Raw genomic sequence first — 25385 nt, forward strand, 5'->3', positions numbered from 1 at the left:
TTGAGATGAAAAAGAATACCAGTTTATATCTCGCGGTCGGGCTAGTCGTTCTTTTAGCCATTATCATTTTGATTTTTGGCTTGTTCTTCTTGAACGACAAAGACCCTCGGGAAGTCTTTGACACCTATTTTTTGCGTTTTCCACAGGTGAGCACGTTAACGCTTGACGACCCTGTGAAAATCAACGGGGTAAAACTCGGCAAAGTAGAAGACATTCACTTGGCTGGCACCAAAGTTCTTGTCGTCGTGCGTATCCGCAACGATGTCCGGATTCCTGTCGGCTCCGAAATCCGTGTGCAGAACATCGGCATCATGGGTGAACGCCAGATCGGCGTAATCCTCTGCGATTCGAGTCAAAACTATGCGCCGGGCGATACGATTGACGGTCAGTTTGACGCCGGCATCGCCGAAGCCCTTGGTCTTGCAGGCGAAATCATCGACTCCACAAAGATTTTGATTTCCTCCGTTCACCAGGTGATGGATTCTACGATTGCGAATCCGGAATTCCGTGAAAAGTTCCGCACCATGATGGATAAGGCAGAATATTTGGAAGATCGTCTTTCGAAGATGCTTGCAGATACCGATCCGCAGCTCAAGAAGAGCCTCAAGAACTTGAACGATGCGACCGTGAAGGTCAACGCATTGCTCGACACGACGGCGGCTCCGATCGGCGGACTTCTTTCGGACGCAAGCGAACTCATGAAGGACGCCGGCGGTGTCATCGGAAAGTTGGACGCCGTGACCGATCGTTTAACAGCGCTGACATCGAAGCTCCAGTCAACGGACAATACCGCGGGTATTCTCTTAAACGACCGCGCCCTCCACGACGACTTGGTGCAGACGTTGCATTCCGCAGACAGCTTGTTCCAAATCATCCTCCAAGACGGTTTGGACATCAATGTGGACTTCTTTTAATTAGAACTGGTAGTGGTCTATTATGCAGAGTAAGGAAATTAATGTCACAAACAAACTGGGTGTTCACGCTCGTCCGGCAGGCATGATTGTCGACATCACAGGGAAATCCAAATGCGACGTCACCCTCGAATACGAAGGGAACAAGGTCAATGCGAAGAGCATCTTGAACGTAATGATGCTCGCCATTACACCGGGCTCCGTCGTCAAGTTCACCGCAGACGGTGAAGACGAAGAACAGGTTCTCGCCCAGCTGGAACAACTTTTCCGTGACAATTTCCATGAAGAACAAAACGACTAATCGTCAAAAAATCCGTACCGTACTCGTCGGCGTCGCGGCTTCCCCCGGCTACGCTTATGGTCCTGTACGCAAAACAGAAAGTCGCAAGTTTAGCCTGGATTCTTCTGCAATTCCCGCAAGCACTCTTGTCGCAGAAGAAAAGCGCTTCCGCAAAGCGGTCGATACCACCGCAAAAGAAATTGAAGAACTGAAGAAGGTGGCCATCGAACGCCTCGGCGAAGAAGAGGCCCGCATTTTCGATTCCCACCTGATGATGCTCAAAGATTCGATGCTCATTGACCCCATCGTCGATAGCATCCTCAAAGACGCCCACAATGCCCGTTGGGCTGTGCACAGCACGCTCTCCGGCCTCATCACGCAGCTCGAAAACAGCAAAAACGAAGTGCTGAGCGAACGCGCATCGGACTTGAAGGAACTGTACAACCGCCTTCTGTCCGCCCTTGACGAATCCATTCCCAAACGCCCCCCCAAAAAGTCCAAGGGACCATCTCTGCTGGTCGCCCACGAACTGACTCCGGGCATGCTCATGACCGTCGAAAAAGACGACGTTCTCGGGTTCGCAACAGACATCGGTGGCCGCACAAGCCACATCTCGATTTTAGCACGCGCCATGCAGATTCCGGCCGTTTCCGGCCTGCGCAACATTTCGAACCTGATCGAAGAAGACGACTTGCTCTTCCTCGACGGTACGGGCGGCATGGTCATCTTGAACCCGAACGAAGACGACTTAAGCCGTTATAAAGAAAAGCTCTCTGTTTACAACAAGCAGAAACAAGAGCTCTTCATGATGCGTCAGCTCGAACCGATGACGCTCGACGGCAAGTACATCACGCTCCACGCGAACATCGAACTTCCGATGGAAGCGGACACCGTCCTCGACTTCGGCGCCACGGGCATCGGTCTTTACCGTTCCGAGTTCCTCTTCTTTAGAAAGGGCGCTCCAAGCTGCGAAGAACAAGCCCAAGCGTATGCGCACATTTTGAAAAAACTTGAACCGCATCCGGTTGTCATTCGAACTCTCGATGCCGGCGGTGACAAGCTTGTTTCCGATATTTCTGCGACAGACGAAGCGAACCCGTTCATGGGCTGGCGCTCCATTCGCGTATGCCTTTCGCGCAAGGATCTTTTTAAGGAACAGTTGAGAGCGCTCCTTCTCGCAAGCCGTGAAGGACACTTGCGCATTATGTTCCCAATGATCAGCAGTCTCGATGAACTGCGCGAAGCCAAACGCCTTTATCAAGAATGCCGTACCCAACTTTTGAACGAAGGCGTTGAACTGCCCAAAGTCAAAGTGGGCTGCATGATTGAAGTTCCCGCCGCCGTGATGATGGTAGACGCCCTCGCCAAGGAAGTGGACTTCTTCAGCATCGGCACGAACGACTTGATTCAGTTTACACTCGCCGTCGACCGTACAAATGAACTCATTGCGAACATGTTTGAACCGCATCACCCTGCCGTTTTGAACATGATCGACCGTACGGTGAGAGCCGCACATCGCGAAGGAATTCCGGTTTGCGTCTGCGGTGAAATGAGTTCCGACCCGCTCTCCACGCTGGTACTGGTGGGCCTCGGAGTGGACGAGCTTTCCATGACGCCATGGAGCATTATGGAATGCAAGAAGATCATCCGTTCGGTGAACTATGAAGACGTAAAGGCGACAGCACGTACCGTTCTGAAAATGGACACGGCGGAAAGCGTCAATCGCTACCTGCGTCAAAAGTACCTGCAGATGATCATCGATCTCGGCATTTCGAGCTTTATTACTTCGCACGATGTCAAGAACCCGATGGACAAGAATGCTTAAAAAAATCTTTGCTGGACTCTTCATTTGCGCAGCAACCGTTTGCGCTGCAGAAAATTCGACCGATGACGCTCTCGTCCCCGGTTATGAATTTCAAAACAAGGTCATCCGTTATGATCGCAACCAGAAGAATTGCGATTCTTTGCCAGCGGATCTTGAAAAGGATTTCGCCTGCGCAGCGGCCGCCTACTACAAAGGAAACTTTGTTAAGTCTTTGGCAGCATACAAGAAGTTGATCGGCAAAGATTCGAGCCTCGACAAGAGCATCCTTTCGCGTATTGCCCGTTCCCAGTTTGAAGACAAGCAGTTTGCCAAGGCACGCGAAACCTTAAAGCTGGGCGACGAGCGTTTTCCTAAAGACGACGAATGGAAAGAGTTCGCCGACCGCATCCGTCTAGACTTGACCCTTCAAGAATCGGGCATCAAGCCAAAAGCAAAGGCCGATTCGATTGACGTCTTCTTAAAGAATTACGGAGACGATGAGAGCGTTCCTCGGTTGCGTTACAAGAAAGGCGTCTTGCTTGAACAGGCTCACTGGTTCAAGGCGGCGAAAAAAGCTTACCTGTATGTGATTGCCCATCCTTCGGAATATGGAGATCAGGCGTGGGAAGCTCTCCGCCGTATCCGCTCCCGTTCGATTGCAGAAACCCTCGACGAAAAGATTACCTATTCAAGCCGTCTTTGCGCCAAAGGTTTCCATGAAGAATGTATCGCTATCGTCGATTCCATTTTGGCGCAAGGCGAAGCAGAAGCTCCTGCCCGCGACACTTCTAAAATCCCGAACTTAAAGACTTCCGAAGATTCTTTGAACTGGAAACTCGCCCCGAGTTCTATCTCTTTAAAGACGCGCATTTCCCTTTGGGAAAATCGGGCGAACGCTTACAAACGATTAAAAAAAGACACGCTCGCTATCGGCTACTATGAATTTTTGATCGACAGCGTTGAACCGCGTGCCGGTTGGCTGCAATCCCTGGCGCGCCTTTACCGCGCAAACCACATGGATTCTCTCGCCCAAAAAATCGACTTGTTCTTCCAGGAAAAGTTCCGTTACACCATGCAGAACGCGGACAACATTTGGGTGCGCGCCTTTGAACAAGAACAGAAAGGTCTTTACGACGACGCCATTTCAAGCTACGATTCTTTGACGATTCGCCAGTTCAAGAACAGTCCGAAAGTCAAATGGGTGCAGTTCCGCATTGCCCTCTGCTACTTAAAGCAAAACAAGATCGATTCCGCGATCGCTCATTTTGAAAAGGCGAAGAGCGAAGAATATCTATGGAGTTCAAGCGGCGCACGCATGTTCCTCGGCGACATTTATCTCGCCCAAGGAAAGCTCGAAGAGGCAAAGGCCGCTTACCTCGACTGCATTCAGGATTTTCCCGTCGGCTATTATGCACACCGTTCCCGCATCAAGCTGATCGAAAGCAAGCTGATGGACTCCACCACGGTTCCCTGGCTCGCTCCGCGCGATATGTCGGAAGAAGAAACCATCCGCTGGATTCAAACGACGCAAGCGGGAACTTCGGATTCTTCGCATAGCGTTGGCCGTTACGAAATGGTCAAGCGCCTTCTCGATCTAGGTTTTGCCGAGGAAGCTTACGACGTTTTCCAATTCGCCAAAAAGAAGAACCAGAAACGCCTCGATTTTTTGTATACCTACGGGACTCTCTTCCTTTCTTACAACGAAATCATTCAGGGTTATGCTCTTGCCCGTCAATTCCAAAACGCAATACCGCGCCGTTACTTGGCCGACGCACCGCGTAACGTGATGAAGTTCCTTTACCCGAAACCGTTCTACGACAAGGTCGTCGCAGCAGCCGATTCTTCGATCGACCCGCTTTTTGTATACAGCGTGATGCGCCAGGAATCGACTTTCAACTATTTGATTACAAGCCCGGCAAATGCTCGTGGACTTTTGCAGGTGATTCCGCCGACCGCCAAAAAACTCGCCAAGGCAGAGGGCATTAGCGATTACCATCCGAACCTGCTGTACAACCCGTACATGAACATTCGACTCGGCGTCCGTTACTTAAAGGATTTGCTCGTCGAATATGAAAACGATCCGATGTACGTACTCGCCAATTACAATGCAGGCCCAAAACCTGCCAAACGTTGGCAAGCAGCCGGCAAGGATATACCTTGGGACAGACGCGCTGAAGAAATCAGCTACTGGGAAACCCGAGATTACGTAAAGCGTTGCCTTGGCAATTATTGGGTCTACTCCGAAGTTTGGAATCGCTAAATGCTGTTTTTTATTCTCACCCTCGGTGCAGCGGTATGCTTCGCATTTGGAAATGTCCTTGCGAAATCGGGCGTTGCGAAGTCCGGAGAAAAGGCGGACATTCACCATCCGATTCGCTTCATTGTGAGCTTTTTGACGTCGAAGCGCTGGTGGACAGGCTTTAGCCTTTCCGCACTCGGAAACGTGGGAAACTATACGGCGATGGCGCTGTACAACTTGAGCCTTGTCAAGCCGATCTCTGCGTTAAATCCGGTGCTGACGGCGATTTTTGGGCGTCTCTTTTTGAAAGAGCCGATCAACCGGCGCGTCGTAACGGCAATCGTCTGCGTTCTCTGCGGTCTTCTGTTCGCGAGTTCCGAAGTGGGCGAAGATCCTGGCGTGCAGAACATTCCGGCGCTTTGCATCTTTGTGGGAATCCTTCTCGCCTTCGCCTTTGCGAGCCACTTTATTTTTCGCAGTCCTGAAGTCGGCGATTCGATTACGATGGGAACCTGCTATGGTCTCTCCGATGTGCTGTACAAGAGCCTTGCGATCGATGCGACTGCCAAGGGCATTGAACTTTCGGCAGATGAACTTTTGTACTGGATTGCGGACGTGCGCGTGTGGGCCTTTGCAGCAACTTACCTGACCGCCTTTGTCTTTACACAGGTTGCGTTCTCCCGCGGTAGAGCCTTGTTCGTGATTCCGTTCAGTGCTGCAATCGGAGCTGTCGTTCCGATTCTTGCAGGCGCCCTTGTTTTTGCAGAACCGTTTCCGCCGACAAAGATCGTGAGCATTGCGCTTGTAATTCTCGGTTCGAGCCTGTTCATTGCAAGTCCGCGCCAAATGATCCAAAAAACTTTGAAGAGGAACATGTCCCATGCAAACAAATGATGTTTGGTACAAAGCCACCGGTTACTGCTCTCCCGAAGAATATGAACTCGCCACGTACTTCTTGATGGAAGCGGGCGTAGGAGCCTTGGAAGAACTCGAAACTTCTACCCCGGAACGCACGGACTTCTGCTTTTATACAGGCGACAAAGCGGAACGCGACTCCATCATTGAAAAGTTCCCGCAGTACAACTTCACCACCGAAGACGAACCCGCAAAAGATTGGGACCGCTGGTGGAAAGACCGTGCAACGCCTGTTCACGTTTCCGACCGCGTCTGGGTACGTCCGCCTTGGGTAAACTTTACCCCCGAAGAAAAAGATGCGATTCTGCTCGTTCTCGAAGCGAAAAGCGCCTTCGGCACCGGCGACCATGCAACAACAGCTCTCATGGCCGGCATGATGGAAGGCTTGGATCTGCAGGGCAAAAGCGTTCTCGACATCGGAACGGGCACAGGCATTCTTTCGATGATCGCCGACAAGCTCGGCGCAAAAAAAGTCATCGGCACCGAAATCGACATGCTCGCACTCCCCTGCATCGCTGAAAATTTTATCCAAAACGGCTGTAAAAATTCTCGCGCCCTCTTCGGATTTTTGGACACCTTTAACGACAGCGCCAAATTTGACGTCATCGTTTGCAACATGATCCGCACGGAATTCTGGCCCATGCGCAAAGACGTGGAACGCATGCTGAAAAAAGGCGGTCACTTCCTTTTGACAGGCCAGCTCACCGCCGAAAAGGATTACGTTCTCGACTGGTTTAAAGAAGCGGGCTTTACAGCCGTCCGCGAAAACACCCGTGACGAATGGTGGATTGTCGATGCTGTTCGTTGATGCTGCACTCGGAAAAACCACAAAAAAGCCGGTCTGGATGATGCGTCAGGCGGGCAGAGCCCTGCCCGAATACCGCGAACTCCGTCAAAAATTTCCGGACTTCCTTTCCTTTGTGCGGAATGCAGAAGCGGCTGCCGATGCAACGCTCATGCCGACGAACCGTTTTGATATCGACGCGGCGATTCTCTTTAGCGACATCCTCGTGGCGCTTCCCTATATGGGATTTGATTTGAAGTTCGTTCCGGGAAAAGGTCCCGTGATTTCAAATCCGTTCCGTTCCGAATCCGACCTGCAAAATCTGCACCCGGTGAATCTCGACAACGACTTGGAATACACAAAGCTCGCTTTGCAAAAAGTCCGCAAGGAACTTTCCAAGGAAAAAGCTCTGCTCGGATTCGTCGGAGGCCCGATTACCGTCGCCTCTTATGCGATTGAAGGCGGAAGTTCCAAAGATTTACACTGCACCAAGGCGCTTTACTACCAGAACAAAAGCGCCTTTGAAAGTTTCTTAAGTCTTCTTGCCGAAATGACCGGCGAATATTTGGCAAGGCAAGCGGAATGGGGCGCAGACGCGCTCGTCATCATGGATTCTTGGGCAGGACACCTTTCCCGCGAAGATTACATTCGCATGGCAAAGCCTTTCACGGAAAAGGTCATCAAAATCGTACGCCATCACACCGAAGCCCCGATAATCCATTACGCAAACGGAGCCGCGCATTTGGTAGATACATTTACCACATTAGACGTAAATGTCGTCGGCGTGGATCACCGCTCCGAACTTTCGGAACTTTTTAACAAGCATCCGAACACGATTTTCCAAGGCAACCTGGATCAGGCTCTGCTCTTTGCAAATCCCGAAGAAATTCAACAGCAAACAAAAAAGATCCTCGAACTTTCCAAGAATCGTTCGCATGTGATGAACCTGGGACACGGCGTCTTGCCGGACACGCCTCTCAGCGGAATCCAAGCGTTTGTGGACGCCGTTAGAAATTTTGATTGATTCCCTTAAAGGGATTTCGAAGAAGCGGAAGACATCGAAGAATTTTCTTTCGGTTCTTCGATCTCTACCCAATTTTCCATAGCAAAATTCAAAAATTCTTTTGCAATAGAATTTAAAGCTTCTACAGAATCTGTATATTCATATGGATATACACAAGACAGTTGAAGGTTATTGACAGAGCACCCTTCATTATAATCGACAAGTTCCCCGACTAATTCCGCACATCGGTTAGCGAAATAAGTTGAATCCTGTACGCAATTATCGCTCCAATAAGCTCCATCCAACAACCAACCGACAAAAGTACGCATCGAATCCGCCGAAGAATTCAGAAGGCGATATGTAAAAATGGCCGATCCGCCAACACGATTATCATTTCCATAGAGACCTTTTTCCTCATAATAAGCATTCACATAAATTCCCAGCGTATCATAAAGTTCTACCCGTTCTGTCGTAAACCGATAATATGTCTTCGATGACGATGTCATACTTATCATATCATCAATTCCTGTATCGGAACCTTGTTGAGCAGACGACGTATCTATGGGAATGATTCCATAAGAGATCGAAGATGACGATATCATTTCGCTTGAACCCGTCGAAGTCTCCTCATTTTTCTCTGCCGATGACACAGAAGAATCAGAAGTGCATGCAACAAAAAGAGCACTTACAAATAAAGCAAACCATTTGAAATTATTCATATTTCCGCCAAAAATTAATTTGTGATTTAGATCTGCTGTTTTAACTTATCTATAATAATATACTCTAAAGGGGTTATAAAATTAATGGATGACTCCATATTCGTGTTGAAAGTCTGTAAAAAATGCATCATTTCCCCATTTTCGCTTTCGCATTCGAAAGCTTCCAGCGGAATTTATAATATACAAATCGGACCACGTCTTGCAATTTCTGCAAGAACGTCTTTTCCGGTTCGCAGAGCCATTTCAAATCGAAGTCGCGATCGGGTGAACCCTTTTCTCGAATCCAACGGGTATAATCCAAAAGGAGCGCATCCCCAGCATCATGATCCCAGAAGAAATAGGCTTCTCCTCGGGTCCATCTTTTTTGCAAGAACTTGCGTTTTACAAAGCCAAACTTTTGCTCGATTAGTTCCGGATACGAAAAGAGCACTGGCTTCGGCGTATGAATGATCGAATCAAAAGTCAAACCCTTTTTACGCAAAGCGACACTCGTGCCGACTTCAAAACGGGTCACCGTATCGTAAAAATCTTCCCCTTCCGGTTCATCCATTAAACGTTCGCAAAACGGCGCAATCGCCTTCGGCTTCAAAAACAAAAAGAACGACTGCAAATGCGGAGCCTGCTCTTCATTCGAAGTCAGAGAAACCACATCGGCAGACATTTCTTCTGCGGTCTGGAAAAGCTTCACAAACCGATTCTGAAAATAAACGATGGAATCGTTCACGAGCACCAAACGCTCCCACTCTTCTCGGCGAAACTGGGCCGTGTATGCGATATAGCGATGCCACATGCCAAAGTCATAACCGTGATTTACGGTAAAGAACAGCTCAATGTGATGCGAGTCGAGAAACGCGTGCGAAGACGCGTCCAAGTCACGTTCGTTTGTCAGGTAAACAACGGAATAACCCGTTTGGCAAAGAGCTTCCAGCGCATAGCGAATGTAGCCCGGTAAAGATTCCCCCGTTTGAAACGAGGCGTAAAGGACCTTGCGAAGGTTGGAAGTTGGATTCGTCATCGGTTATCGCTTTTTACCATGAATGTGTCCGGAATCGCGTCGCGAATTTCCAAAAGTCGAAGTTTTCTTTTTTCGACCAAAGGATTTTTTTCCGCGGCTTTGACGGCCACGCGGTTCGTCATCCATTTCACTACGGCGGCTTGTACGCTTACGCCCACGTCCGTATTCGACGCGTTCATCGCGTTCTGCTTTGCGTTTGTTCGCCTTGCGGTCGCCACCGTAGGATTCCCGCACCTTGCGACGTTCGCTCGGGCGAAGCGTTTCAAGTTCGCTTTCATCCGGCTGCGTCACAAGGCCCAGATTTTCGGCGGCTTCGGCACGGTCGAGCTTTGCCATTTTAGAGGTTCTGCCGTCGCCGATCTTTTCGAGGATTGCAAAGTCCGCTTCACCGCGAACCGGATTGGCCCGGAGCAGCCTCACGCGAACCTTGTCGCCGCGGGCAAAGGTTTTGTTGCTACGCTTGCCGTAAACGATTCCCTTGTCCGGATTAAACACGTAGTAGTCGGAGCCTGCGATGTCGCGGAAACGCACAAGGCCTTCGGCCTGCGGATCTTCCACACCTACGTAAATGCCCCATTCCTGCACACCGGTCACGGTCGCATTGAATTCCTCGCCCAAATGTTTACGCAAAAGCCAGGTAGCGCACACCTTCAAAGACATGCGTTCCGTCTTCTGGTTCTTCACTTCGTTTGCCGAAATTTCGGAGCAGACGGCCACCACATCCCAGGCGCGCTTCACATCGGTTTCATCCGGAGTCTTGCGCGAAAGTTCGCGGTGGCACCAAAGGTCCGCATAACGGCGGATCGGGCTTGTGAAGTGTGCATAGTCCTGCCAGTTCAGCGCAAAGTGACCGAAGCAGTTGCTATCGTAATGCGCCTTCTGCATACTGCGAAGAATGCGCATGATGATTTCATCATCTCCCTTAGCACGGGCGATCAGATGCTGGTAAAGCTTAAAGATATCCGGGTTCAGGTTCGTATCGCCGCGGCGCGGCTTTCCGAGTTCACGGAGCGAAATCGGGCTGTCCTTGAACAGGTCGGGCATCTGGTAGTAAAGTTCCATAATGTCCTTCGTATCCGGAGCTTCATGAATACGGTACACACCTTGCAAATGGCGACGTTCGAGTTCTCGGGCGCAGCACTGGTTTGCAATGAGCATACATTCTTCGACCCAGTGGTCGGATTCGTTTTCTTCTCGCGGCACGATCTTTTCTGGTTCGCCGTTTTCGTCAAACTTACAACCGAATTCCGTACTGCCGAGTTCCAAAATGCCGTTCTTGCGACGATTCTCACGAAGAAGCGCTGTCACTTCCTGCAAGGCCTTCACATGTTCATCGCCCGCTTCCAAACGTTTGACCGCTTCGCCGTATGTAATGCCCGCGGTAATGTTCACCATGCTCTTCTTGAACGCAAAGGATTCCACATGGGCATCTTTGTCAAGTTCTATAAGGCAGCTGAACGCGAGACGGTCCACACCCTGGTGCAAAGAACACAGGTCGCTCGAAAGGCGATCCGGAAGCATCGGCACAGAAGTCCACGGCAAATACTGCGTAAAACTGCGCGTCAAAGCTTCGTCATCGAGTTCCGAACCCTCCGGCACGTAATGGCTCACATCGGCAATGTGCACGCCCAAATGGAAACCGCCGTCCGGACGCTTTTCCACCGAAATCGCATCGTCATGGTCCATGGCGCCGTCCGGGTCAATGCAAAGAATGTACAGGTTTCGCAAATCCACGCGGCCGTCCTTCAAATCCTTTTCGCTCGGAGCCTGCTGCTTGTTCACAAATTCCATAATGGAATCCGAGAAGCCTTCCGGAAGCGAAGAATCCTTGAGGAACTGAGCCTTTACATCGCTCCACTTAAGGTCACCTTCCATCGCGGAACGGTCCACCTTCGCGAGCATCGAATGCTTGAGCTTCGGATGCGGATACAGCGTAAACGCGATCGTTTCGCCGTCCTTGCCCGGAACCTTGCTGCGATGCGCCATCTGGTAAACCTTACCCGTGCTCGAATCGGTCACCTGCCACCAATCGTTTCCATCCGGGCTTAAAACGCCACGGTGGACGCGGCTTTCGTCATCATCGTAAGTCGCCTTACGACGGCTCGCCGCTGACGGGCGGCGGTTATCTTCGCTGTCTTCTGCATACTTCGGCTCGCCGGTCCCAGGCGTGTATTCCTTATTGCTTGTACGGGCGAGCGATCCTTCGTTCACCATTTCCGCAAGCAACTGCTTAAAAGCCAATTTCTTGTGTTTCGTAATGCCCATCGCACGGCGGAGCTGACTGCCGACCATCGGCTCGTCTCGCACAACGGCAATAATCTGTTCTTTCGAGGGCAAATCTTGCATAAAACGCCTCCTATTTACACTTAGAAAATAGGTTAATCAAAGGCTAAAAACCAAAAAAACGCTAAAAAACGTAAATTCATCACAGAATCTTGCTATTTTCCGAGCTATGAACAAGCTCCTCTCCTCACTCCAAGACATGCCCGTCGTCGGCATTCTGCGCGACATCCCGGAAGGCGCCGAAGAATCCTGCGCCAAGACCTCCGCCAAATGCGGTTTAAAAGCCATCGAAGTCACTATGAATACCGATGCAGCGGCAAGCATCATTGCAAGGCTCAAACGCTTCGCAAAGCCGCTTGGCATCCAAGTGGGAGCAGGCACCGTCCGCAACCTGAAAGATCTCGACAAGGCTCTTGCAGCGGGCGCGGAATTCATCGTTTCCCCGAATACCGTCGAATCGGTCATCCGCAAATGCGTCGAAGAGAACATTCCCGACATCCCAGGCGCGCTGACCCCGACCGAAATCCAGAGCGCCTATGAATTTGGCGCAAGCTGCGTCAAAATCTTCCCGGTGAGCCATGTCGGCGGACCTTCCTACATCAAAGCATTACGCGGCCCATTCCGCGACATTCCGCTACTCGCTTGCGGTGGAGTCTCTACCGAAAACGTCGCGGATTACTTTAAAAGTGGCGTGAACCTCGTCGCCTTTGGCGCTAGCATTTTTAAGCCCGCACGGATGCAGGCAAACGATTGGGAAACCATCGGAAAGGATCTTTCGATTTTTATAGAAAGCGTAAAGTCGGCGATTCGCTAAGGATCTCCTCTTTTACACACAAATTAAAATACAGCTGCAAGGATTTTTTTCTTTCGTCTGTAAATTCGTAATCGAGAGAATCGTAATAGCCTTTTAATTCTTCCGCAGTGAATGGGACGGGGTAACGCTCCGCCCATTTTTTTAATGCTTTCTGCGGACATGCACGAAACTTTGCAATCGACTCGCGCACATTTTCAAGGAAGGCTTCAAGTCTTGGACGCATCTCGCACGAAAGCGCCAAACGATGAATACTCCACGCCCCGAACACGAACGGAAGCCCATGCCAGTCTCTCCAGAGAAGAGCCATGTCGTAGCAATACGGCCAAGAGCCTTTCGCCTTTTCGATCAAAGCCTCATCTCCGATAAGGAGTGCCGCGTCACAATCTGCGCGTTCCGTCACATATTCCGGGCGAACGTTTGCATACTGCGAGCAAATGACCCGCAAAAGGGCAACCGACGTTCCACTCTGCGAAGTCATGTAAATGCGCTTGCCCGAAAGCTCGTTCAGCGGATAGCGGGAAAAGAGTTCCACAGAATTCACTTCGAGCTTGCACGATGTGCAAAGATCCGGAGCAAGGACAAGATCCTGCGGCGCACGGGCATAAGCGATCGAAGATGCAGGCGCCAAGTGGATTTCACCCGTCCAAAGTTTTTGATTCAGAGCGCTCGGCGCGCCATCGTCAAAAGAATAGCCTTCAAAACGCGCTTCATCGTTCAAAAAAAGATGAAAAAACGGAGCGCACACCAAAAAAGGGATTCTTCCAACACGCAAGTTCATGAGAATAATTTAACTTTTTGGCATATGGCAAAATTTCATGTGAAAAGAACTCTCTTTGGTGAAGATCAAAAAAGTTTGGTTTTTCGTGGATCCATTTTGGAAGGCGATATCGCCAAGGGTATGTCGATTAAAATTCCTGTCACCGACAAAGCCGTCATTGACGTGAAGATCGATGATGTGATTGAACTGATTACCCACGATACAGGCGAAAAGCGCACCGGCCTGATTGCCAAGTTCCTGGACGAACCGGACGCCCTCGAAATCGTCGCCGACTTGAATGTGGCAGACGAAGATCTCATCGTGGAATAACTTTTCTTAAAGTTCTAGCAGGAGACCGCAACGGAGATAGACTAAATCTCCGGTTTTTCGCAGATTCTCGTAACCGCCAAGCACAAGCATCGACGAATAGCGGCCAAGCTTAATATCCAAGCCACCGCCTACGCGCCAAATCATCTGGGCATCATTTCCAAACGCATAACCGATGTCGAAAGTCGCCGCTGGCATCATCACGCTGCCAAACGGCAAACGCATATAGGCGCTTCCCATCACCGGAACAAGAGTCACATCGCCAAAGCGCTGGTAGTCCACTCCAAGGCCCAGAAAAACCATCTGATCGACCGGATACCACCAGTGGCCCGACACGTTAAAATTGAATTCGGAAAGATCTTCCGTCGCATTCACAACGCCCGCACTCACATCCGCGGTCAAGGCTTGCGCAGGCGCTGGTGCTAAAGCCGCAAACGAAAGGGCACTTGAAAGCACAAACGGCAAAACCTTCACAACCGTCGAAGTTCCTTCCTCTTCTTCATCTCCACGGGCTTCACGCTTCCAACCGCCACCGTGTTCCTTCGCAAGCGAAAGGAAGCTGCCCTTGAGCATCGCAAAGTTCATCAGCAAAAAGTAGTAGGCGCTTCCCGAAAGTTTTGTCAAAGCCACAAGCAAGAACAAAACGGCAAGACCCATCGTCACAAAATAAACCGGACGACCGGAAGTCAAAAGAATACCGTTCAAAACGAGCAGCACAAGCGCAATATGCGGAGTCAGCCAGCGCAAAAGTTTATGCGAAAGGAACAGGTAAGCGAGCAACGGACGGAACGGATTGAGCAACGGCAAGTAAGAGAACAAGTAGTTGAAGTTCGCACGTCCAATGCGCACCTTGCGACGGTATTCGCCCGAGCCTTCCTTCGAAGTCTGCTCCGTTCCGATAGCACTCGAATCGAAGGTGCAGAAGGAACCTTTCTGCAAAACCTTGACCGTAATGAAGAAGTCATCCATCACACTCTTCTTCACCGGGAGCTGTGTGTACAGCGATTTGCGGATTGCATAAAGGGCGCCGTTACCGCCGACAAGGCGATCGAGAATGCCTTCGAACTTTTTGATTTCCGATTCTAGATCCCAGTAGCTGCGTTCGCCCGAGCCGAGCGGACTTCCGCTCTTGTCCGTCAAAATCAAATGCCCGCAGACGCAGCCGATTTGCGGATCGGCGAACGGAGCGACGAGCTTTCGAATCACGTTCGGAAAGAGCATCGTATTCGCATCACAGAAAACGAGAATTTCGCCCGAAGCCTGTCCCTGCAAACGGTTGAGCATGGCGGCCTTCCCCGCGTTCTGCGGAGCCTTCACCAGGCGAATGCCCTTGTCCGCATAGCGTTCTACGATTTCCGCGGTACGGTCCGCAGATCCGTCGTCGCCGATCAAAATTTCGAGCAGTTCCTTCGGGTAATCGATTTCGAGAAAGTTCAAAATCTTCTTTTCGATGACCGCTTCTTCGTTGTACGCCGAAACGAGAATCGACACCTTCGGAAGATTTACTTTATCTGCAATTATGCGATTCTTACGAGAGAAAAGTTCGCTCAAAAAAGGAAGCGTCACTGGGAAAATCAAATAGCAGTGAACGAGCAAAAAGAGCAGCACCCAAAAGGCGATTTCTATCGGCGTAAAATTCATTCAGCAATCCATTCCTTTTCCTTCGACAGGAATTGCATCAAAAGGATATTCATCTGATCGGCGGAAAGGCCGTTCGAATAAGTGAGAATCGAAAGTCCCTTCGGCGCGATCAGCACGTATGAAGGAACCGCTTGAAGATTCCAAACGTTAAAGAAGCATCGGTTCACGGGCAAGCGTTTGTCGTCGCACTGGATCGTATCTTCTGCGGCCTGGTTTAAGCGTACCGGGTGAAAGCGTTTATTCAAAGTTTCAACGACCTGCTTGTCGCGGTAAGTCGTCTTTTCCATTTCGCGGCAAGGAATGCACCAGTCCGCGACGATGTCGACAAAGATCATCTTCTGATCTTTTTTAGCAGAAGAAAGGGCCGCCGTGTAATCTTCCCAGTGCACAGAATCGCGGGCCGTCGTCACCGCTTTGAATTTCGGAGCGTCTTTTGCAAAAGCGGACGCAATCATTCCGCAAAGGAGAACGGCCAGGCAAAGCGAGAAAGAGAGCTTCATTTTTTTTCCCCTTTCTTTGAATCGGGCTGGTTTCGAATCTGCGGAGCGATAGCATTCACCGCCACCGCAATCGAATCCGTATATTCGACGACCGCTTCCTGGAACGGCTCCCAAAGGTCGGGACTTTTTTGAATGCATTCCGCGACCGAATCAAAGCGCTCCGCCGTATAGCCGTACTTTTCTAGAATTCGCATGCGGACTATGCGACCGTCCGTCGAAGTTTCCCCATACTCGCGCGAAGCGACTCGGAGATCGACGTACAGGCGCACAAAATCGGGGGGAATAGAATTGGAACCCTCGGAACAGGCAAGCACCGAGAGTGCAAAAATTCCAAGCCCGATTTTATTCCTTAAAGAGTCCATCGACATATTCCGCCTTGTTAAAAGGCACGAGCTGGTCGATGCGTTCACCCATTCCCACCCAGAGAATAGGCACCTTCAGAGAACTTGCAATCGAAAGAACGGAACCACCGTGAGCCGTACCGTCGAGCTTTGTCACAACAAGACCCGTCAGCGGGAAGCTTTTGTGAAAGATCTTCGCCTGGTTGATTGCATTCTGCCCCGTGTTGCCGTCGAGAACGAGCATCATATCGTGCGGATAAGACGGATCGATCTTCTTTAACACGCGAACGATTTTTGCGAGTTCTTCCATCAGGTAATCTTTATTCTGCAAGCGACCTGCGGTATCGATGAACACGACGTCACAGCCACGCGCCTTGGCCGCCTGGCAAGCATCAAAGGCGACCGCAGCCGGGTCCGAGCCTTCCGCGTGGCGCACGAATTCCGCACCCGAACGTTTTGCCCAAACTTCAAGCTGTTCAATCGCCGCCGCCCGGAACGTATCCGCCGCAGCGATCATCACCTTATGGCCTTCGTCTGCAAACTTCTTTGCAAGCTTTCCGATTGTCGTCGTTTTACCGGCGCCGTTCACACCGATCACAAGGAACACATGCGGATTACCCTTGAATTCAAACTTCGGCGGGTCCACAAGAAAGCGTTCCGCTTCGGAGCGCAAAATGTCTAGGACTTCGTTTTGCGAAAGGGACTTGCCCAAAGCCTCTTCACGGAGAGCGTCCGTCAAAAGGAACGCGGCACTCGTACCGACATCCGCTTTGATCAAACGTTCTTCGAGTTCCTCGAGCATTTCATCTGTGACTTTCCCTTGACCGGCAATGCCCTTGATTTCGCCAAGGATCGCCTCGCGGGTCTTCTGAAGGCCCTTTTTGATGGCAGAAAACAAACCCATTAGAGAATGCTCTTCACTTCGTCGATCAGTCCGTAAGCCTTGGCTTCGTCTGCCGACATAAAGTTATCGCGTTCCGTATCACGATCGACTTCTTCGATTGTTTTGCCGCTTGTCTTCGCAATGATGCTCGTGGTAATGGAGCGGATGCGAAGCATTTCTTCGGCCTGGATCTTGATGTCGCTTGCCGGGCCTTCCATTTGACCTTGGATCAACGGCTGGTGAATCATGATGCGGGCGGACGGCCAAGCATAACGCTTTCCCTTTGCACCGGCAGTCAAAAGCACAGCACCCATCGAAGCTGCCTGGCCACAGCAAACCGTCACCACGTCACTCTCAATTGCGTTCATCGCATCGTAAATTGCAAGGCCGCTAGAAATCACGCCGCCCGGGCTGTTGATGAAGAAAACAATATCGTCATGGGAAAGGGAATCCAGATACAAAAGCTGCTTCACAATTTTGCCGGCACTTTCGTCGTCCACTTGATTCCACAAAAAGATTTTACGATTGTTAGAAAAGTACTCTTCGGCCTTCTTCATGAAGTCCGGCATCTGTTCCTTTTCTTGTTCTTTTTCGGCTTTCTTTGCGGCGTTCATTCAAAAACTCCATCGGGTAAAATTTGTTCCGCACTAATTTACAAAATTTCACAGGCACCATTTTTCAAAAGCCTAAATCAAAGGCTTTATTTAGGACCCGAAGGCTTACTGGTCTTTTTCCGCCGTCAGCGGGATTTGGATTGACCTTGAATCAGAATTCTGAAGTATGTGGGCTTGCCGTTGATGCACAAATCCCGTTCATCGTTTCCTTTGCGGAATTTGATAATCTTGAACTGGTCTGGGTTGAACTTATGCAAAAAGGTAATGGGAACGCCCATAATTCCATTGTAATCTGACGGAATATCCTGAGTCTTGTTTACGTTGATAGCATCAAAGTTGTCAAACCGCGGATAAGCGTGTTCATTTCCCCTGTATTCCTTGACCAGAGGAATAAATTCATGCCTTTGTGCATTATCCAGATTCGTAAGCCACATGCAGTTGTTCGGCGAAATAATTCTTTCGCCATTGCCATTGATTTTAGTTTCTAGGCCATAGAGTTCGTAATGTTTTGGCACAATAAAACCAGAAATTCCACGGCCCATATTGACTCCCATCCACACCTTATTTTCTTTTATCAGTGCGAAAACTTCTTTATATGTAATGGCGTTAATATTGCTGATGATCAGGAATTTTTTCTTGTATTTTTCTAATTGGGAAACATATTCCCTGAACAAGGAAAATGGTGGGTTGGTCACGACTATATCACTTTGCTTCAGGAGTTCAACGCTCTCGTTGCTCCGAAAATCACCGTTTCCCTTGAAATAGTTAACATCTTTTAGGGTTGGGTATTTTTTTTCTTTTCCGGCATATTCGTAGTAGAACGCATGTTCATTTGCTTCGAATAAGTCCTGAGAGTCTCGCTTGTAGCAGGCGCAAATCAATTTTTTTAGACCTAGCCGTTTGAAATTTTCTACAAAAAATTTGTAAAAATTGCTGACTCTGGCATCATCGCAGTTGCAATAGACCGTTTTGTTCTTGAAGTGTTTTTCGTAATACTGCAATTCTCTTTCGATATCCAAAAGCTGCGTGTAGAATTCGTCTTTTTTGTTTGCCTTGGCGTTGTCCAAGAGAGAGTGATCTATTTTACGCACTATAAAATCCCCTAGTTAGATTTTGTCAGCTGTTTGGAGCATGACGCTAGAATCGCCAATTTGGACAACCTTGTTTTTGCAAAGATTTCTGTTGATTGGCATTCCGTAATTAGCCGCCGTCAAACGGTCGAGCCTGTTTATTGCTCCCGAATTATAGGTCAGGGTGACTTTTCTACCGTCGGGTCTTGTCACGACGACATCCTGTGTTAGGAAATTGGAACCTTCCAGGAAAAGGACGTAGCCATAGGAATTCCTTATTCTTTACATAAATATACAATATAATTTTGACAGTAAAATGACAGAACCCGCCATTCATTTTAGGGTAAAATAACGTTCAGAAACCCTTCAAGACAGCCTTTTTAACCTTCCCCAGGTTCCCTCAATTCTGGAAGTGGATGGGAAAAATTACTTTTGAAGTAATGAAGAAAACTGTAGAACAGACGATTGTTGCCCCTGCTACCCCGCACGGAACATCCGCGCTAGCCGTCATCCGCGTGAGCGGACCTGAAACGCGCTCCATTTTAAGAAAAATGTTCCGCTGCGAATCCCCGACACCTCGCATGGCAACTCTTGCAGTGGCAAGGCATCCCGAAACGCAAAAAAAACTCGATTCCCTGCTATACATTTTTTACGCAGCCCCCAATTCCTATACAGGCGAAGATTCGCTCGAACTTTTTCCGCACGGGAACCCTCTGATTGTCCGCAGTTTAATCGATGCGATGTGTTCCCTTGAAAACGTGCGCATCGCTTACCGGGGAGAATACACAAAACGCGCCTTCTTGAACGGCAAAATGGACCTTGTGCAAGCGGAATCCGTAGCCGATGTAATTCACAGTCAAACGCTTTCTGCTTTAGACAATGCGCACAAGCTTTTATCGGGAAAGTTCTCCAAGGACGTTCACGAACTTGCGCACAAATTAAAAGACATCTCTGCCCGCATCGAACTCGAAGTGGATTTTGTGGAAGAAGAAGCGGACCCCGATTTTGCGGGCTGGAAAGATCGTTTTACCGAAATTCAAGAAAAAGTCAAAGACCTTATCCGTCATTTCAAAAATTCCGGAGCGATCAACAAAAAACCGCGTATCGTTTTGTACGGAGCACCGAATGCGGGAAAATCGAGCCTGCTGAACGCCCTTCTAAAAGAAAACCGCGTTCTCGTCAGTGATATTCCCGGCACGACCCGCGACTTTATCGAAGTTTCTTTACCGCTTCCCTCGGGCGAAGCGACGCTTGTCGATACCGCAGGCATCGCCGAAGTCGCCCAGAATGCGCTCGACGAGCGTTCCATGGAAAAAAGCGTCGAAGCGATCGAATCCGCAGACCTCGCGATTTGCCTTGTGGACGCCACCCAAGCAAACACAGCCGAAGCGCAAAAGCAAATCGCCGAAGCCAAAGAAAAAGGGCACTGGATCGTCTATTCCAAAATCGATCTCGCAGGTAACGCTCCCATTCCAAGCGACGTCACGCTCACCCTTTCTTCCAAAGCGGGAACAGGCCTTTCGGAACTCGTGCAAATGCTCGACAAGGCGCTCTTTCCCGAAGGCGAAACAAGCGACGAATACTGGATTACAAGCGAACGAGAATGCGCCGCCTTGCGTGAAGCCGACGCAGGACTTGACCGCATCCAGGCACTTCTCGACACCAATCCCGCCGTGGAACTCATCGCCTTCGAACTTCGCTCCGTCGCCAATTCCTTGGCAGAAATCGTTGGCGAAATTTCGAGCGAAGACGTTTTGCAAACGATTTTCAACGGTTTCTGCATCGGAAAGTAAATGCAACAGCAAATTCTCGATCTCTGCAATCGCATTTCAAACGTCACCTACGAAAACCTGACGAAGATCATCCGCTATTCCGAAGCGAAAAGCGCGGACGGTGCCCGTAAACTCGACGACAGTTACGAAAACGATTTGGACGCTTGGATGGGCGGCGGTACATGCTTTAGCCTCACTTGGCATCTATACCAGGAGCTCCGCAGCATGGGTTATGCGCCCAAGCTTTTAATGGGCGACAAGCGCATCGAAAAAAACATTCACTGCGCCCTGCTCCTTCCTGTAGACGGTGAAGACTTTTTGCTCGATCCAGGATACTTGATCTTTGACCCGTTAAAAATTCCCGTCGCCATTCCATTTCAAAAAAGCGAAGCCTTTTATCCGCTCGTTCCGAACGTGGTCCGTTTAGAGCTTGAAAACGGTGTCCTTGGGCTGTACACGGGTTCCCTCAAAGGTCCTTTGAAGCTCCGGTTTGAATTCAACATTTCGGGCGTTACCCCGCAGGAATTCCAAAAACACTGGAGCGAATCCTTTGACCGCGAAATGATGACTTATCCGGTACTGAATAAGCTCGACCGAGAAAAAGGCGTCCAGTACTACTTCCAAAAAGGGAACCTGCTCATCCGCGATAAAGACGGTTCGCGCATGGAAAAGATCCTGCCAGAAGACCAAGTTTCAAAGCTACACGCGATATTTGGCATTGAAGAAGAAACGATCGAAAGAGCTCTCGGCATTTTAAGGAAATAAAAAAGACCCGCACAACAGCGGGCCTTTTTCACATTCAAGCAGAATTACTTCTGCAAGCAAACGCTTGCATTTGCAGCGCCGTAAAGGCTAATGCTGTAATCCTTGATCACGTACACCGGAATCTTCTTCAAGAGCGGCTGGATGTTCGGGTTGTAATTCTTTTCAAAGTATTCCATGAACAGATTGTTGTTCACGAGCCAGCGCAAATCCTTTTGCACCGTACCGCCGGCGAGGTAGAAACCGCCAAACGGAAGGAGGAGCGTGCACACGTCACTGGCATAACGGGCAAGCATCTTCACAAAAAGGCGCATCATTTCTGCCGCAACCGGATCCGTATCGCTTGCACGGCTAATATACTTTGGACGGTCGTTCCAGACCGTTTCTTCGATTTTCTTGAACGCATCGTTCTGCGGAACGCCCTTCGTATCGCGCCACCATTCATAAAGGTGCGCAAGGCCCATGCCGGAGCAGAGAGGTTCCACGCCCGGAACTGCGCCAATGCGCTTTTCCATGTAATCGCGGAAGTCCTGCATATCCTTGTCGAACGGGGCAAAGGTCATGTGACCGCCTTCCGAACTCGCCGGAATGTACTTCTTGCCGTCATAAGCGAGGAAAGAAACGCCCATGCCCGTACCCGGGCCGATCACCGCCTTGGTCGTCGGTTTTGATTCCGGGGTCGAACCGTCCAAGTGAGGAATCTTATAAATCTGTTTCGAATCGTTCACGTTCAAAGTCGGAATTCCGTAGCTGATTGCGATAAAGTCGTTCACGACGAGCACCGGGAAACCGAACTTACTTGCGAGATCGTTACCGTCCACGCTCCATTTGAGGTTCGTCATCACGCAGCGGTTATCGGCAACAGGACCTGCCGCGCTGATGCAACAATGGCTCGGCTTCAAATCCGCACGCTTTTCCGCAGCAATTCGAAGGGTTTCCGCAATCGGTTCTTCAAGACCGTTGATTTGAGAAGAAGCGTAGTCCGCCTTCATCACCAGGGTAAACTTGCCTTCTTTGCAGGCAACAAGTGCCAAATTTGTATTCGTACCGCCGATATCAATGGCTAAAACGAGACGATCAAATTCAGCTTCTGGGTTGCACCATTTTAATTCCATAAAAACTCCGTAAATGTTGCTATAAATATATCCAATATTTTTGCAATTCAATCAAATTTGCCCCTGTTTTGTTCTACTCCGGCGCCTATTTTTATAGTATCTTTGATACTGATGGCATATTTTTTGCTAGGCAGTCTAAAACATTTACGGCGGACGCTCGCGCTGAGCGCCTGCATTTTTTTGACCATTCTTTCGACTGCCTGCGAAGATGCCGAAGAAAACAGCCCACCGCCGGGCTTTGAAGCAGTCGAACGTCCAACGATGCTCTTCACGGACACGACCCTGCTCGATTTTTACGAAAAAGAAAAACTTTCATGGAAGGTGAAGACCGCCTATCTGGAACGCTGGGGCAGCACCGAAAAAATTTTTGCAAAGCCGATTCTTGTCGACATTTTTGATTCCGCGGGAGAACGCTCCGCATTTTTAAGGGCTGATTCAGGAACTCTCGACAGCAAGATGAATTACGTCTACGCTTATGGACATGTTTACGCACTCACCCCGAAAGGCGCTTCTGTCCGAGCGGACTCTCTTTTGTGGAATAAAAAAGACAACCTGGTGAAAACCGAAAGCTACGTCCGCGTGGTAAGCGAAGACGGCGACGTTCTCCAGGGAAAAGGCTTTGTAAGCGACGCAAAAATGGAAAACTGGCACATTCTTTCCGATGTCACAGGAATTTTTCAGGACGCAGCCAGACGCTTAAAGGAAGAAGACAATAAGCAAAGCGAAAACATTGTAGAAGATGTTCCTGCTCCGCATCGACCGCCTGCACAAAAGCAGCCCGTTCCAAATAAAGCGGTTCCGGGAGGCAGAAAATGACGTTTCGCATTCTACTGCTAGCGATTCTTCTGGGCGGATTCTGGGAAAGCGCCATTGCGCAAAGTTCCCCGCTCGTGATGCGCCACGCCGACAGCCTTGCGGTAATGCGCAAAGCGGGCTTTTTGCTGCTGAACGGACACGTTTATTTTACGCATGATTCGATCGCATTCCGCACAGCCCGTGCCACGTGGAACAAGCATCTCGACAAAGTCGACTGCGAAGGGAGCTTTCTCTTTACCCATCCCGACGGTTACATCAAAGCGAACTACGGTTCCTACCAGCGCAAAACGGAAATCGCCATCGCCAAGGGCTATGTCGAAGCAAAAGATTCCGCTGGCTCTTACGCTTTCTTCGGAAACAACCTTGTTTACAACAAAAAGAAAAAGTTCTTAAAGCTCACCGACCAGCCACTTTTACATCAGTATCAAAAACAAAAAAAGGACACGACGAAAATCGACACGACCGTCGTACGCGCAGAACTCATCACGTTCAATCAAGAAACGGAATTCGCCGAAGCCTTTAGAAACGTGACCATCACCCAGGGCGAAATGATCGTCACCTGCGACACGGGCTACCTTGATAAAAAGAACAACTGGGTCGCCCTCAAAGGTTCCCCCAAATTTAACCTCGAAGGCTACGAACTGACCGGAGATTCCATCTACCTCACAATCGACTCCGAAAAGCGCACCCTCAAAAGCGCCCTCGTCATTCGCAACGCCAAAGGCAAGCAGCACGAAAAGGGCAAAAAAGGAAAACCCGACCACTACACGGAAGCGATCGGCGACACGCTCTACGCGGAATTTAAAAACGACAAGATCAAGCGCCTTTATGTGAACTTAAACGCCCGCGGGTTCTTCTACGAAGCGGACTTTGCCGATTACAAGAACCAGATGGAAGGCGGTCGTCTGGACCTTTCCTTTAAAAACGGAAAGCTTAAACGCGCCCTGATTTCGGGCGATGCCCAAAGTACCTATTTTCACGTGATGGAAAAAAAGCGCCAGATCGACGGCAGAAACGAAGCCACTGGCGACACGATTCGAATCGCCTTCGCCGACGGAAAGGTGAAACATTTAAAACTCGCGGGGACAAAGACGCTCGCCAGCGGGCGTTACACCGACCTGACCAAACAAAACATTTTACCCAAAGTGGTAAAGGATTCGAGCGTCAAAAAATGGACCGAGCAATCCTTGAAGAAACTGGAGAAAACCGACAAAAGCGCTCCCGCGAAAAAAGAGGATACCAAATGAAAAACCTCATTCGAACCATTCGCACGGATAAGATTTGCAAAATCTACAACGGTCGTAAAGTGGTGAACGACGTTTCGATTAGCGTTTCCCAGGGAGAAATCGTCGGCCTTCTCGGTCCGAACGGTGCCGGCAAAACGACTTCATTCTACATGATCGTGGGCATGGTCCGTCCGGATTCCGGTCACATCTTCTTGGACGATGTGGAAATGACCGAAAAGCCGATGTTCCGCCGTGCAAGACTCGGCGTCGGCTACCTTCCACAGGAAGCTTCAATCTTTCGCAAGCTGAGTGTCCAGGACAACATCATGGCAATCCTCGAAACTCAAGGCTACAGCCGCAAGGAACGCAAGGAACGCTTGGAACAGCTCCTCGAAGAATTCAAAATTACGCACATCCGCAAAACGAAATCGATGAGTTGCTCCGGTGGCGAAAGAAGACGCTTAGAAATCGCCCGCGCACTCGCCGCAAACCCGGACTTTTTGCTGCTCGACGAACCGTTCGCAGGCATCGACCCGATCGCCGTCGCCGACATTCAAGCGATCATTTCCAGTTTAAAAGACAAGGGCATGGGAATCCTCATCACGGACCACAACGTACGTGAAACGCTTTCCATCACAGACCGCGCCTACATCATGTACAAAAGCCAGGTTCTGACCGAAGGCACTTCCGACTACCTCGCAAGCAACGAAGAAGCGAAGCGTATTTACCTCGGTGAATCTTTCCGCCTGGACTAAATCAAGGACGCTCTTATGGATTTAGGAATTCAATTAAAG

25 protein-coding genes and 1 pseudogene are annotated in these 25385 nt (G+C 49.8%); 14 read left to right on the forward strand and 12 right to left on the reverse strand.

Annotation, left to right across the window (positions count from 1 at the left end):
- The first annotated feature begins 5 nt into the window (after positions 1-5).
- From MR847_RS06765 to hemE, 7 genes are read left to right on the forward strand one after another with little or no spacing between them, the layout of a single operon-like run.
- A complete protein-coding gene (locus tag MR847_RS06765; RefSeq protein ID WP_100425263.1) occupies positions 6-914 on the forward strand; it encodes an MlaD family protein in 909 nt (302 codons plus the stop codon).
- Between the two features lie 22 nt (positions 915-936).
- Positions 937-1212, forward strand: a complete 276-nt coding sequence (locus tag MR847_RS06770) for an HPr family phosphocarrier protein (protein WP_106519224.1) — start codon at positions 937-939, stop codon at positions 1210-1212.
- Positions 1193-3016 (forward strand): phosphoenolpyruvate--protein phosphotransferase, encoded by a 1824-nt coding sequence (gene ptsP, locus MR847_RS06775; protein ID WP_106519225.1) that lies wholly within the window; start codon positions 1193-1195, stop codon positions 3014-3016. The genes MR847_RS06770 and ptsP overlap by 20 nt, the downstream gene beginning before the upstream one ends.
- Positions 3009-5255, forward strand: a complete 2247-nt coding sequence (locus tag MR847_RS06780) for a lytic transglycosylase domain-containing protein (RefSeq protein WP_287723304.1) — start codon at positions 3009-3011, stop codon at positions 5253-5255. The genes ptsP and MR847_RS06780 overlap by 8 nt, the downstream gene beginning before the upstream one ends.
- Complete coding sequence (locus tag MR847_RS06785) at positions 5256-6128, forward strand: DMT family transporter (RefSeq protein WP_106519227.1); 873 nt, start codon at positions 5256-5258, stop codon at positions 6126-6128. It abuts the gene before it with no gap.
- On the forward strand, positions 6115-6957 hold the full coding sequence (locus MR847_RS06790) for a 50S ribosomal protein L11 methyltransferase (protein WP_277000078.1): 843 nt from the start codon (positions 6115-6117) through the stop codon (positions 6955-6957). Before MR847_RS06785 ends, MR847_RS06790 begins: the two co-directional genes overlap by 14 nt.
- Entirely contained in the window at positions 6944-7957 is a 1014-nt protein-coding gene (gene hemE, locus MR847_RS06795) for a uroporphyrinogen decarboxylase (RefSeq protein WP_287723305.1), read from the forward strand. The genes MR847_RS06790 and hemE overlap by 14 nt, the downstream gene beginning before the upstream one ends.
- 5 nt (positions 7958-7962) lie before the next feature.
- On the opposite strand, the gene MR847_RS06800 is transcribed toward hemE, so the two are convergent.
- From MR847_RS06800 to MR847_RS06810, 3 genes are all read right to left on the reverse strand, one after another.
- Positions 7963-8655 (reverse strand): hypothetical protein, encoded by a 693-nt coding sequence (locus tag MR847_RS06800; protein WP_146139433.1) that lies wholly within the window; start codon positions 8653-8655, stop codon positions 7963-7965.
- Between the two features lie 127 nt (positions 8656-8782).
- Positions 8783-9670 (reverse strand): rhamnan synthesis F family protein, encoded by an 888-nt coding sequence (locus MR847_RS06805; RefSeq protein ID WP_287723306.1) that lies wholly within the window; start codon positions 9668-9670, stop codon positions 8783-8785.
- Positions 9671-9673: 3 nt separating this feature from the next.
- The gene (locus tag MR847_RS06810; protein ID WP_287723307.1) at positions 9674-12016 is read right to left on the reverse strand and encodes a ribonuclease R family protein; all 2343 of its coding nucleotides are present in this window, start codon (positions 12014-12016) and stop codon (positions 9674-9676) included.
- A gap of 106 nt (positions 12017-12122) precedes the next feature.
- Between MR847_RS06810 and MR847_RS06815 the strand changes: the two genes are divergently transcribed.
- The gene (locus MR847_RS06815; RefSeq protein WP_287723308.1) at positions 12123-12767 is read left to right on the forward strand and encodes a bifunctional 4-hydroxy-2-oxoglutarate aldolase/2-dehydro-3-deoxy-phosphogluconate aldolase; all 645 of its coding nucleotides are present in this window, start codon (positions 12123-12125) and stop codon (positions 12765-12767) included.
- Here MR847_RS06815 and MR847_RS06820 read toward each other — a convergent pair.
- On the reverse strand, positions 12736-13545 hold the full coding sequence (locus MR847_RS06820; RefSeq protein WP_100425274.1) for a menaquinone biosynthetic enzyme MqnA/MqnD family protein: 810 nt from the start codon (positions 13543-13545) through the stop codon (positions 12736-12738). The genes MR847_RS06815 and MR847_RS06820 overlap by 32 nt on opposite strands.
- 24 nt (positions 13546-13569) lie before the next feature.
- Here MR847_RS06820 and MR847_RS06825 point away from each other — a divergent pair, with 24 nt between their 5' ends.
- Positions 13570-13854: a hypothetical protein gene (locus tag MR847_RS06825; protein WP_100425275.1), complete on the forward strand. Its 285-nt coding sequence runs from the start codon at positions 13570-13572 to the stop codon at positions 13852-13854.
- Positions 13855-13860: 6 nt separating this feature from the next.
- On the opposite strand, the gene MR847_RS06830 is transcribed toward MR847_RS06825, so the two are convergent.
- From MR847_RS06830 to MR847_RS11025, 7 genes and pseudogenes are all read right to left on the reverse strand, one after another.
- Positions 13861-15492: a glycosyltransferase family 2 protein gene (locus MR847_RS06830; protein ID WP_287723310.1), complete on the reverse strand. Its 1632-nt coding sequence runs from the start codon at positions 15490-15492 to the stop codon at positions 13861-13863.
- Positions 15489-15992, reverse strand: coding sequence for a thioredoxin family protein (locus MR847_RS06835; protein WP_287723311.1), 504 nt, complete (start codon positions 15990-15992; stop codon positions 15489-15491). Before MR847_RS06835 ends, MR847_RS06830 begins: the two co-directional genes overlap by 4 nt.
- The gene (locus MR847_RS06840) at positions 15989-16360 is read right to left on the reverse strand and encodes a hypothetical protein (RefSeq protein WP_287723312.1); all 372 of its coding nucleotides are present in this window, start codon (positions 16358-16360) and stop codon (positions 15989-15991) included. The genes MR847_RS06835 and MR847_RS06840 overlap by 4 nt, the downstream gene beginning before the upstream one ends.
- Complete coding sequence (gene ftsY, locus MR847_RS06845) at positions 16335-17237, reverse strand: signal recognition particle-docking protein FtsY (RefSeq protein WP_100425278.1); 903 nt, start codon at positions 17235-17237, stop codon at positions 16335-16337. Before ftsY ends, MR847_RS06840 begins: the two co-directional genes overlap by 26 nt.
- Positions 17237-17830 (reverse strand): ATP-dependent Clp protease proteolytic subunit, encoded by a 594-nt coding sequence (locus MR847_RS06850; protein ID WP_287723313.1) that lies wholly within the window; start codon positions 17828-17830, stop codon positions 17237-17239. Before MR847_RS06850 ends, ftsY begins: the two co-directional genes overlap by 1 nt.
- 125 nt (positions 17831-17955) lie before the next feature.
- Entirely contained in the window at positions 17956-18924 is a 969-nt protein-coding gene (locus MR847_RS06855; RefSeq protein WP_100425280.1) for an adenine-specific methyltransferase EcoRI family protein, read from the reverse strand.
- A gap of 30 nt (positions 18925-18954) precedes the next feature.
- A pseudogene (locus tag MR847_RS11025) lies at positions 18955-19167 on the reverse strand (EcoRI family type II restriction endonuclease); the annotation flags it as partial.
- A 173-nt stretch (positions 19168-19340) separates the two neighbouring features.
- Here MR847_RS11025 and mnmE point away from each other — a divergent pair.
- Both mnmE and MR847_RS06865 read left to right on the forward strand, forming a co-directional pair.
- Positions 19341-20693 carry a tRNA uridine-5-carboxymethylaminomethyl(34) synthesis GTPase MnmE gene (gene mnmE, locus MR847_RS06860; RefSeq protein WP_287723314.1) on the forward strand — a complete coding sequence of 451 codons (1353 nt, stop codon included), beginning with the start codon at positions 19341-19343 and terminating at the stop codon, positions 20691-20693.
- Complete coding sequence (locus MR847_RS06865; RefSeq protein WP_287723315.1) at positions 20694-21437, forward strand: arylamine N-acetyltransferase family protein; 744 nt, start codon at positions 20694-20696, stop codon at positions 21435-21437. It abuts the gene before it with no gap.
- 44 nt (positions 21438-21481) lie between these two features.
- Here the strand turns inward: MR847_RS06865 and MR847_RS06870 are convergent, their stop codons facing one another.
- Positions 21482-22549, reverse strand: coding sequence for a glucokinase (locus tag MR847_RS06870; protein ID WP_157797907.1), 1068 nt, complete (start codon positions 22547-22549; stop codon positions 21482-21484).
- A 111-nt stretch (positions 22550-22660) separates the two neighbouring features.
- Here MR847_RS06870 and lptC point away from each other — a divergent pair, with 111 nt between their 5' ends.
- From lptC to lptB, 3 genes are read left to right on the forward strand one after another with little or no spacing between them, the layout of a single operon-like run.
- The gene (gene lptC / locus MR847_RS06875; protein ID WP_287723317.1) at positions 22661-23365 is read left to right on the forward strand and encodes an LPS export ABC transporter periplasmic protein LptC; all 705 of its coding nucleotides are present in this window, start codon (positions 22661-22663) and stop codon (positions 23363-23365) included.
- Positions 23362-24612 carry a hypothetical protein gene (locus MR847_RS06880; protein ID WP_287723319.1) on the forward strand — a complete coding sequence of 417 codons (1251 nt, stop codon included), beginning with the start codon at positions 23362-23364 and terminating at the stop codon, positions 24610-24612. The genes lptC and MR847_RS06880 overlap by 4 nt, the downstream gene beginning before the upstream one ends.
- Positions 24609-25346 carry an LPS export ABC transporter ATP-binding protein gene (gene lptB / locus MR847_RS06885; protein WP_100425287.1) on the forward strand — a complete coding sequence of 246 codons (738 nt, stop codon included), beginning with the start codon at positions 24609-24611 and terminating at the stop codon, positions 25344-25346. Before MR847_RS06880 ends, lptB begins: the two co-directional genes overlap by 4 nt.
- The last annotated feature ends 39 nt before the right edge of the window (positions 25347-25385 follow it).

The sequence above is a fragment of the Hallerella sp. genome, from assembly GCF_022776125.1.
Taxonomy (GTDB): Bacteria; Fibrobacterota; Fibrobacteria; order Fibrobacterales; family Fibrobacteraceae; genus Hallerella; species Hallerella succinigenes.

What these genes read in the sequence shown, in the direction of transcription:
- MR847_RS06765 (WP_100425263.1), top strand. Translation starts at nt 6, where the DNA reads ATGAAAAAGAATACCAGTTTATATCTCGCGGTCGGGCTAGTCGTTCTT.
- MR847_RS06770 (WP_106519224.1), top strand. Translation starts at nt 937, where the DNA reads ATGCAGAGTAAGGAAATTAATGTCACAAACAAACTGGGTGTTCACGCT.
- ptsP (WP_106519225.1), top strand. Translation starts at nt 1,193, where the DNA reads ATGAAGAACAAAACGACTAATCGTCAAAAAATCCGTACCGTACTCGTC.
- MR847_RS06780 (WP_287723304.1), top strand. Translation starts at nt 3,009, where the DNA reads ATGCTTAAAAAAATCTTTGCTGGACTCTTCATTTGCGCAGCAACCGTT.
- MR847_RS06785 (WP_106519227.1), top strand. Translation starts at nt 5,256, where the DNA reads ATGCTGTTTTTTATTCTCACCCTCGGTGCAGCGGTATGCTTCGCATTT.
- MR847_RS06790 (WP_277000078.1), top strand. Translation starts at nt 6,115, where the DNA reads ATGCAAACAAATGATGTTTGGTACAAAGCCACCGGTTACTGCTCTCCC.
- hemE (WP_287723305.1), top strand. Translation starts at nt 6,944, where the DNA reads ATGCTGTTCGTTGATGCTGCACTCGGAAAAACCACAAAAAAGCCGGTC.
- MR847_RS06800 (WP_146139433.1), bottom strand. Translation starts at nt 8,655, where the DNA reads ATGAATAATTTCAAATGGTTTGCTTTATTTGTAAGTGCTCTTTTTGTT.
- MR847_RS06805 (WP_287723306.1), bottom strand. Translation starts at nt 9,670, where the DNA reads ATGACGAATCCAACTTCCAACCTTCGCAAGGTCCTTTACGCCTCGTTT.
- MR847_RS06810 (WP_287723307.1), bottom strand. Translation starts at nt 12,016, where the DNA reads ATGCAAGATTTGCCCTCGAAAGAACAGATTATTGCCGTTGTGCGAGAC.
- MR847_RS06815 (WP_287723308.1), top strand. Translation starts at nt 12,123, where the DNA reads ATGAACAAGCTCCTCTCCTCACTCCAAGACATGCCCGTCGTCGGCATT.
- MR847_RS06820 (WP_100425274.1), bottom strand. Translation starts at nt 13,545, where the DNA reads ATGAACTTGCGTGTTGGAAGAATCCCTTTTTTGGTGTGCGCTCCGTTT.
- MR847_RS06825 (WP_100425275.1), top strand. Translation starts at nt 13,570, where the DNA reads ATGGCAAAATTTCATGTGAAAAGAACTCTCTTTGGTGAAGATCAAAAA.
- MR847_RS06830 (WP_287723310.1), bottom strand. Translation starts at nt 15,492, where the DNA reads ATGAATTTTACGCCGATAGAAATCGCCTTTTGGGTGCTGCTCTTTTTG.
- MR847_RS06835 (WP_287723311.1), bottom strand. Translation starts at nt 15,992, where the DNA reads ATGAAGCTCTCTTTCTCGCTTTGCCTGGCCGTTCTCCTTTGCGGAATG.
- MR847_RS06840 (WP_287723312.1), bottom strand. Translation starts at nt 16,360, where the DNA reads ATGTCGATGGACTCTTTAAGGAATAAAATCGGGCTTGGAATTTTTGCA.
- ftsY (WP_100425278.1), bottom strand. Translation starts at nt 17,237, where the DNA reads ATGGGTTTGTTTTCTGCCATCAAAAAGGGCCTTCAGAAGACCCGCGAG.
- MR847_RS06850 (WP_287723313.1), bottom strand. Translation starts at nt 17,830, where the DNA reads ATGAACGCCGCAAAGAAAGCCGAAAAAGAACAAGAAAAGGAACAGATG.
- mnmE (WP_287723314.1), top strand. Translation starts at nt 19,341, where the DNA reads ATGAAGAAAACTGTAGAACAGACGATTGTTGCCCCTGCTACCCCGCAC.
- MR847_RS06865 (WP_287723315.1), top strand. Translation starts at nt 20,694, where the DNA reads ATGCAACAGCAAATTCTCGATCTCTGCAATCGCATTTCAAACGTCACC.
- MR847_RS06870 (WP_157797907.1), bottom strand. Translation starts at nt 22,549, where the DNA reads ATGGAATTAAAATGGTGCAACCCAGAAGCTGAATTTGATCGTCTCGTT.
- lptC (WP_287723317.1), top strand. Translation starts at nt 22,661, where the DNA reads ATGGCATATTTTTTGCTAGGCAGTCTAAAACATTTACGGCGGACGCTC.
- MR847_RS06880 (WP_287723319.1), top strand. Translation starts at nt 23,362, where the DNA reads ATGACGTTTCGCATTCTACTGCTAGCGATTCTTCTGGGCGGATTCTGG.
- lptB (WP_100425287.1), top strand. Translation starts at nt 24,609, where the DNA reads ATGAAAAACCTCATTCGAACCATTCGCACGGATAAGATTTGCAAAATC.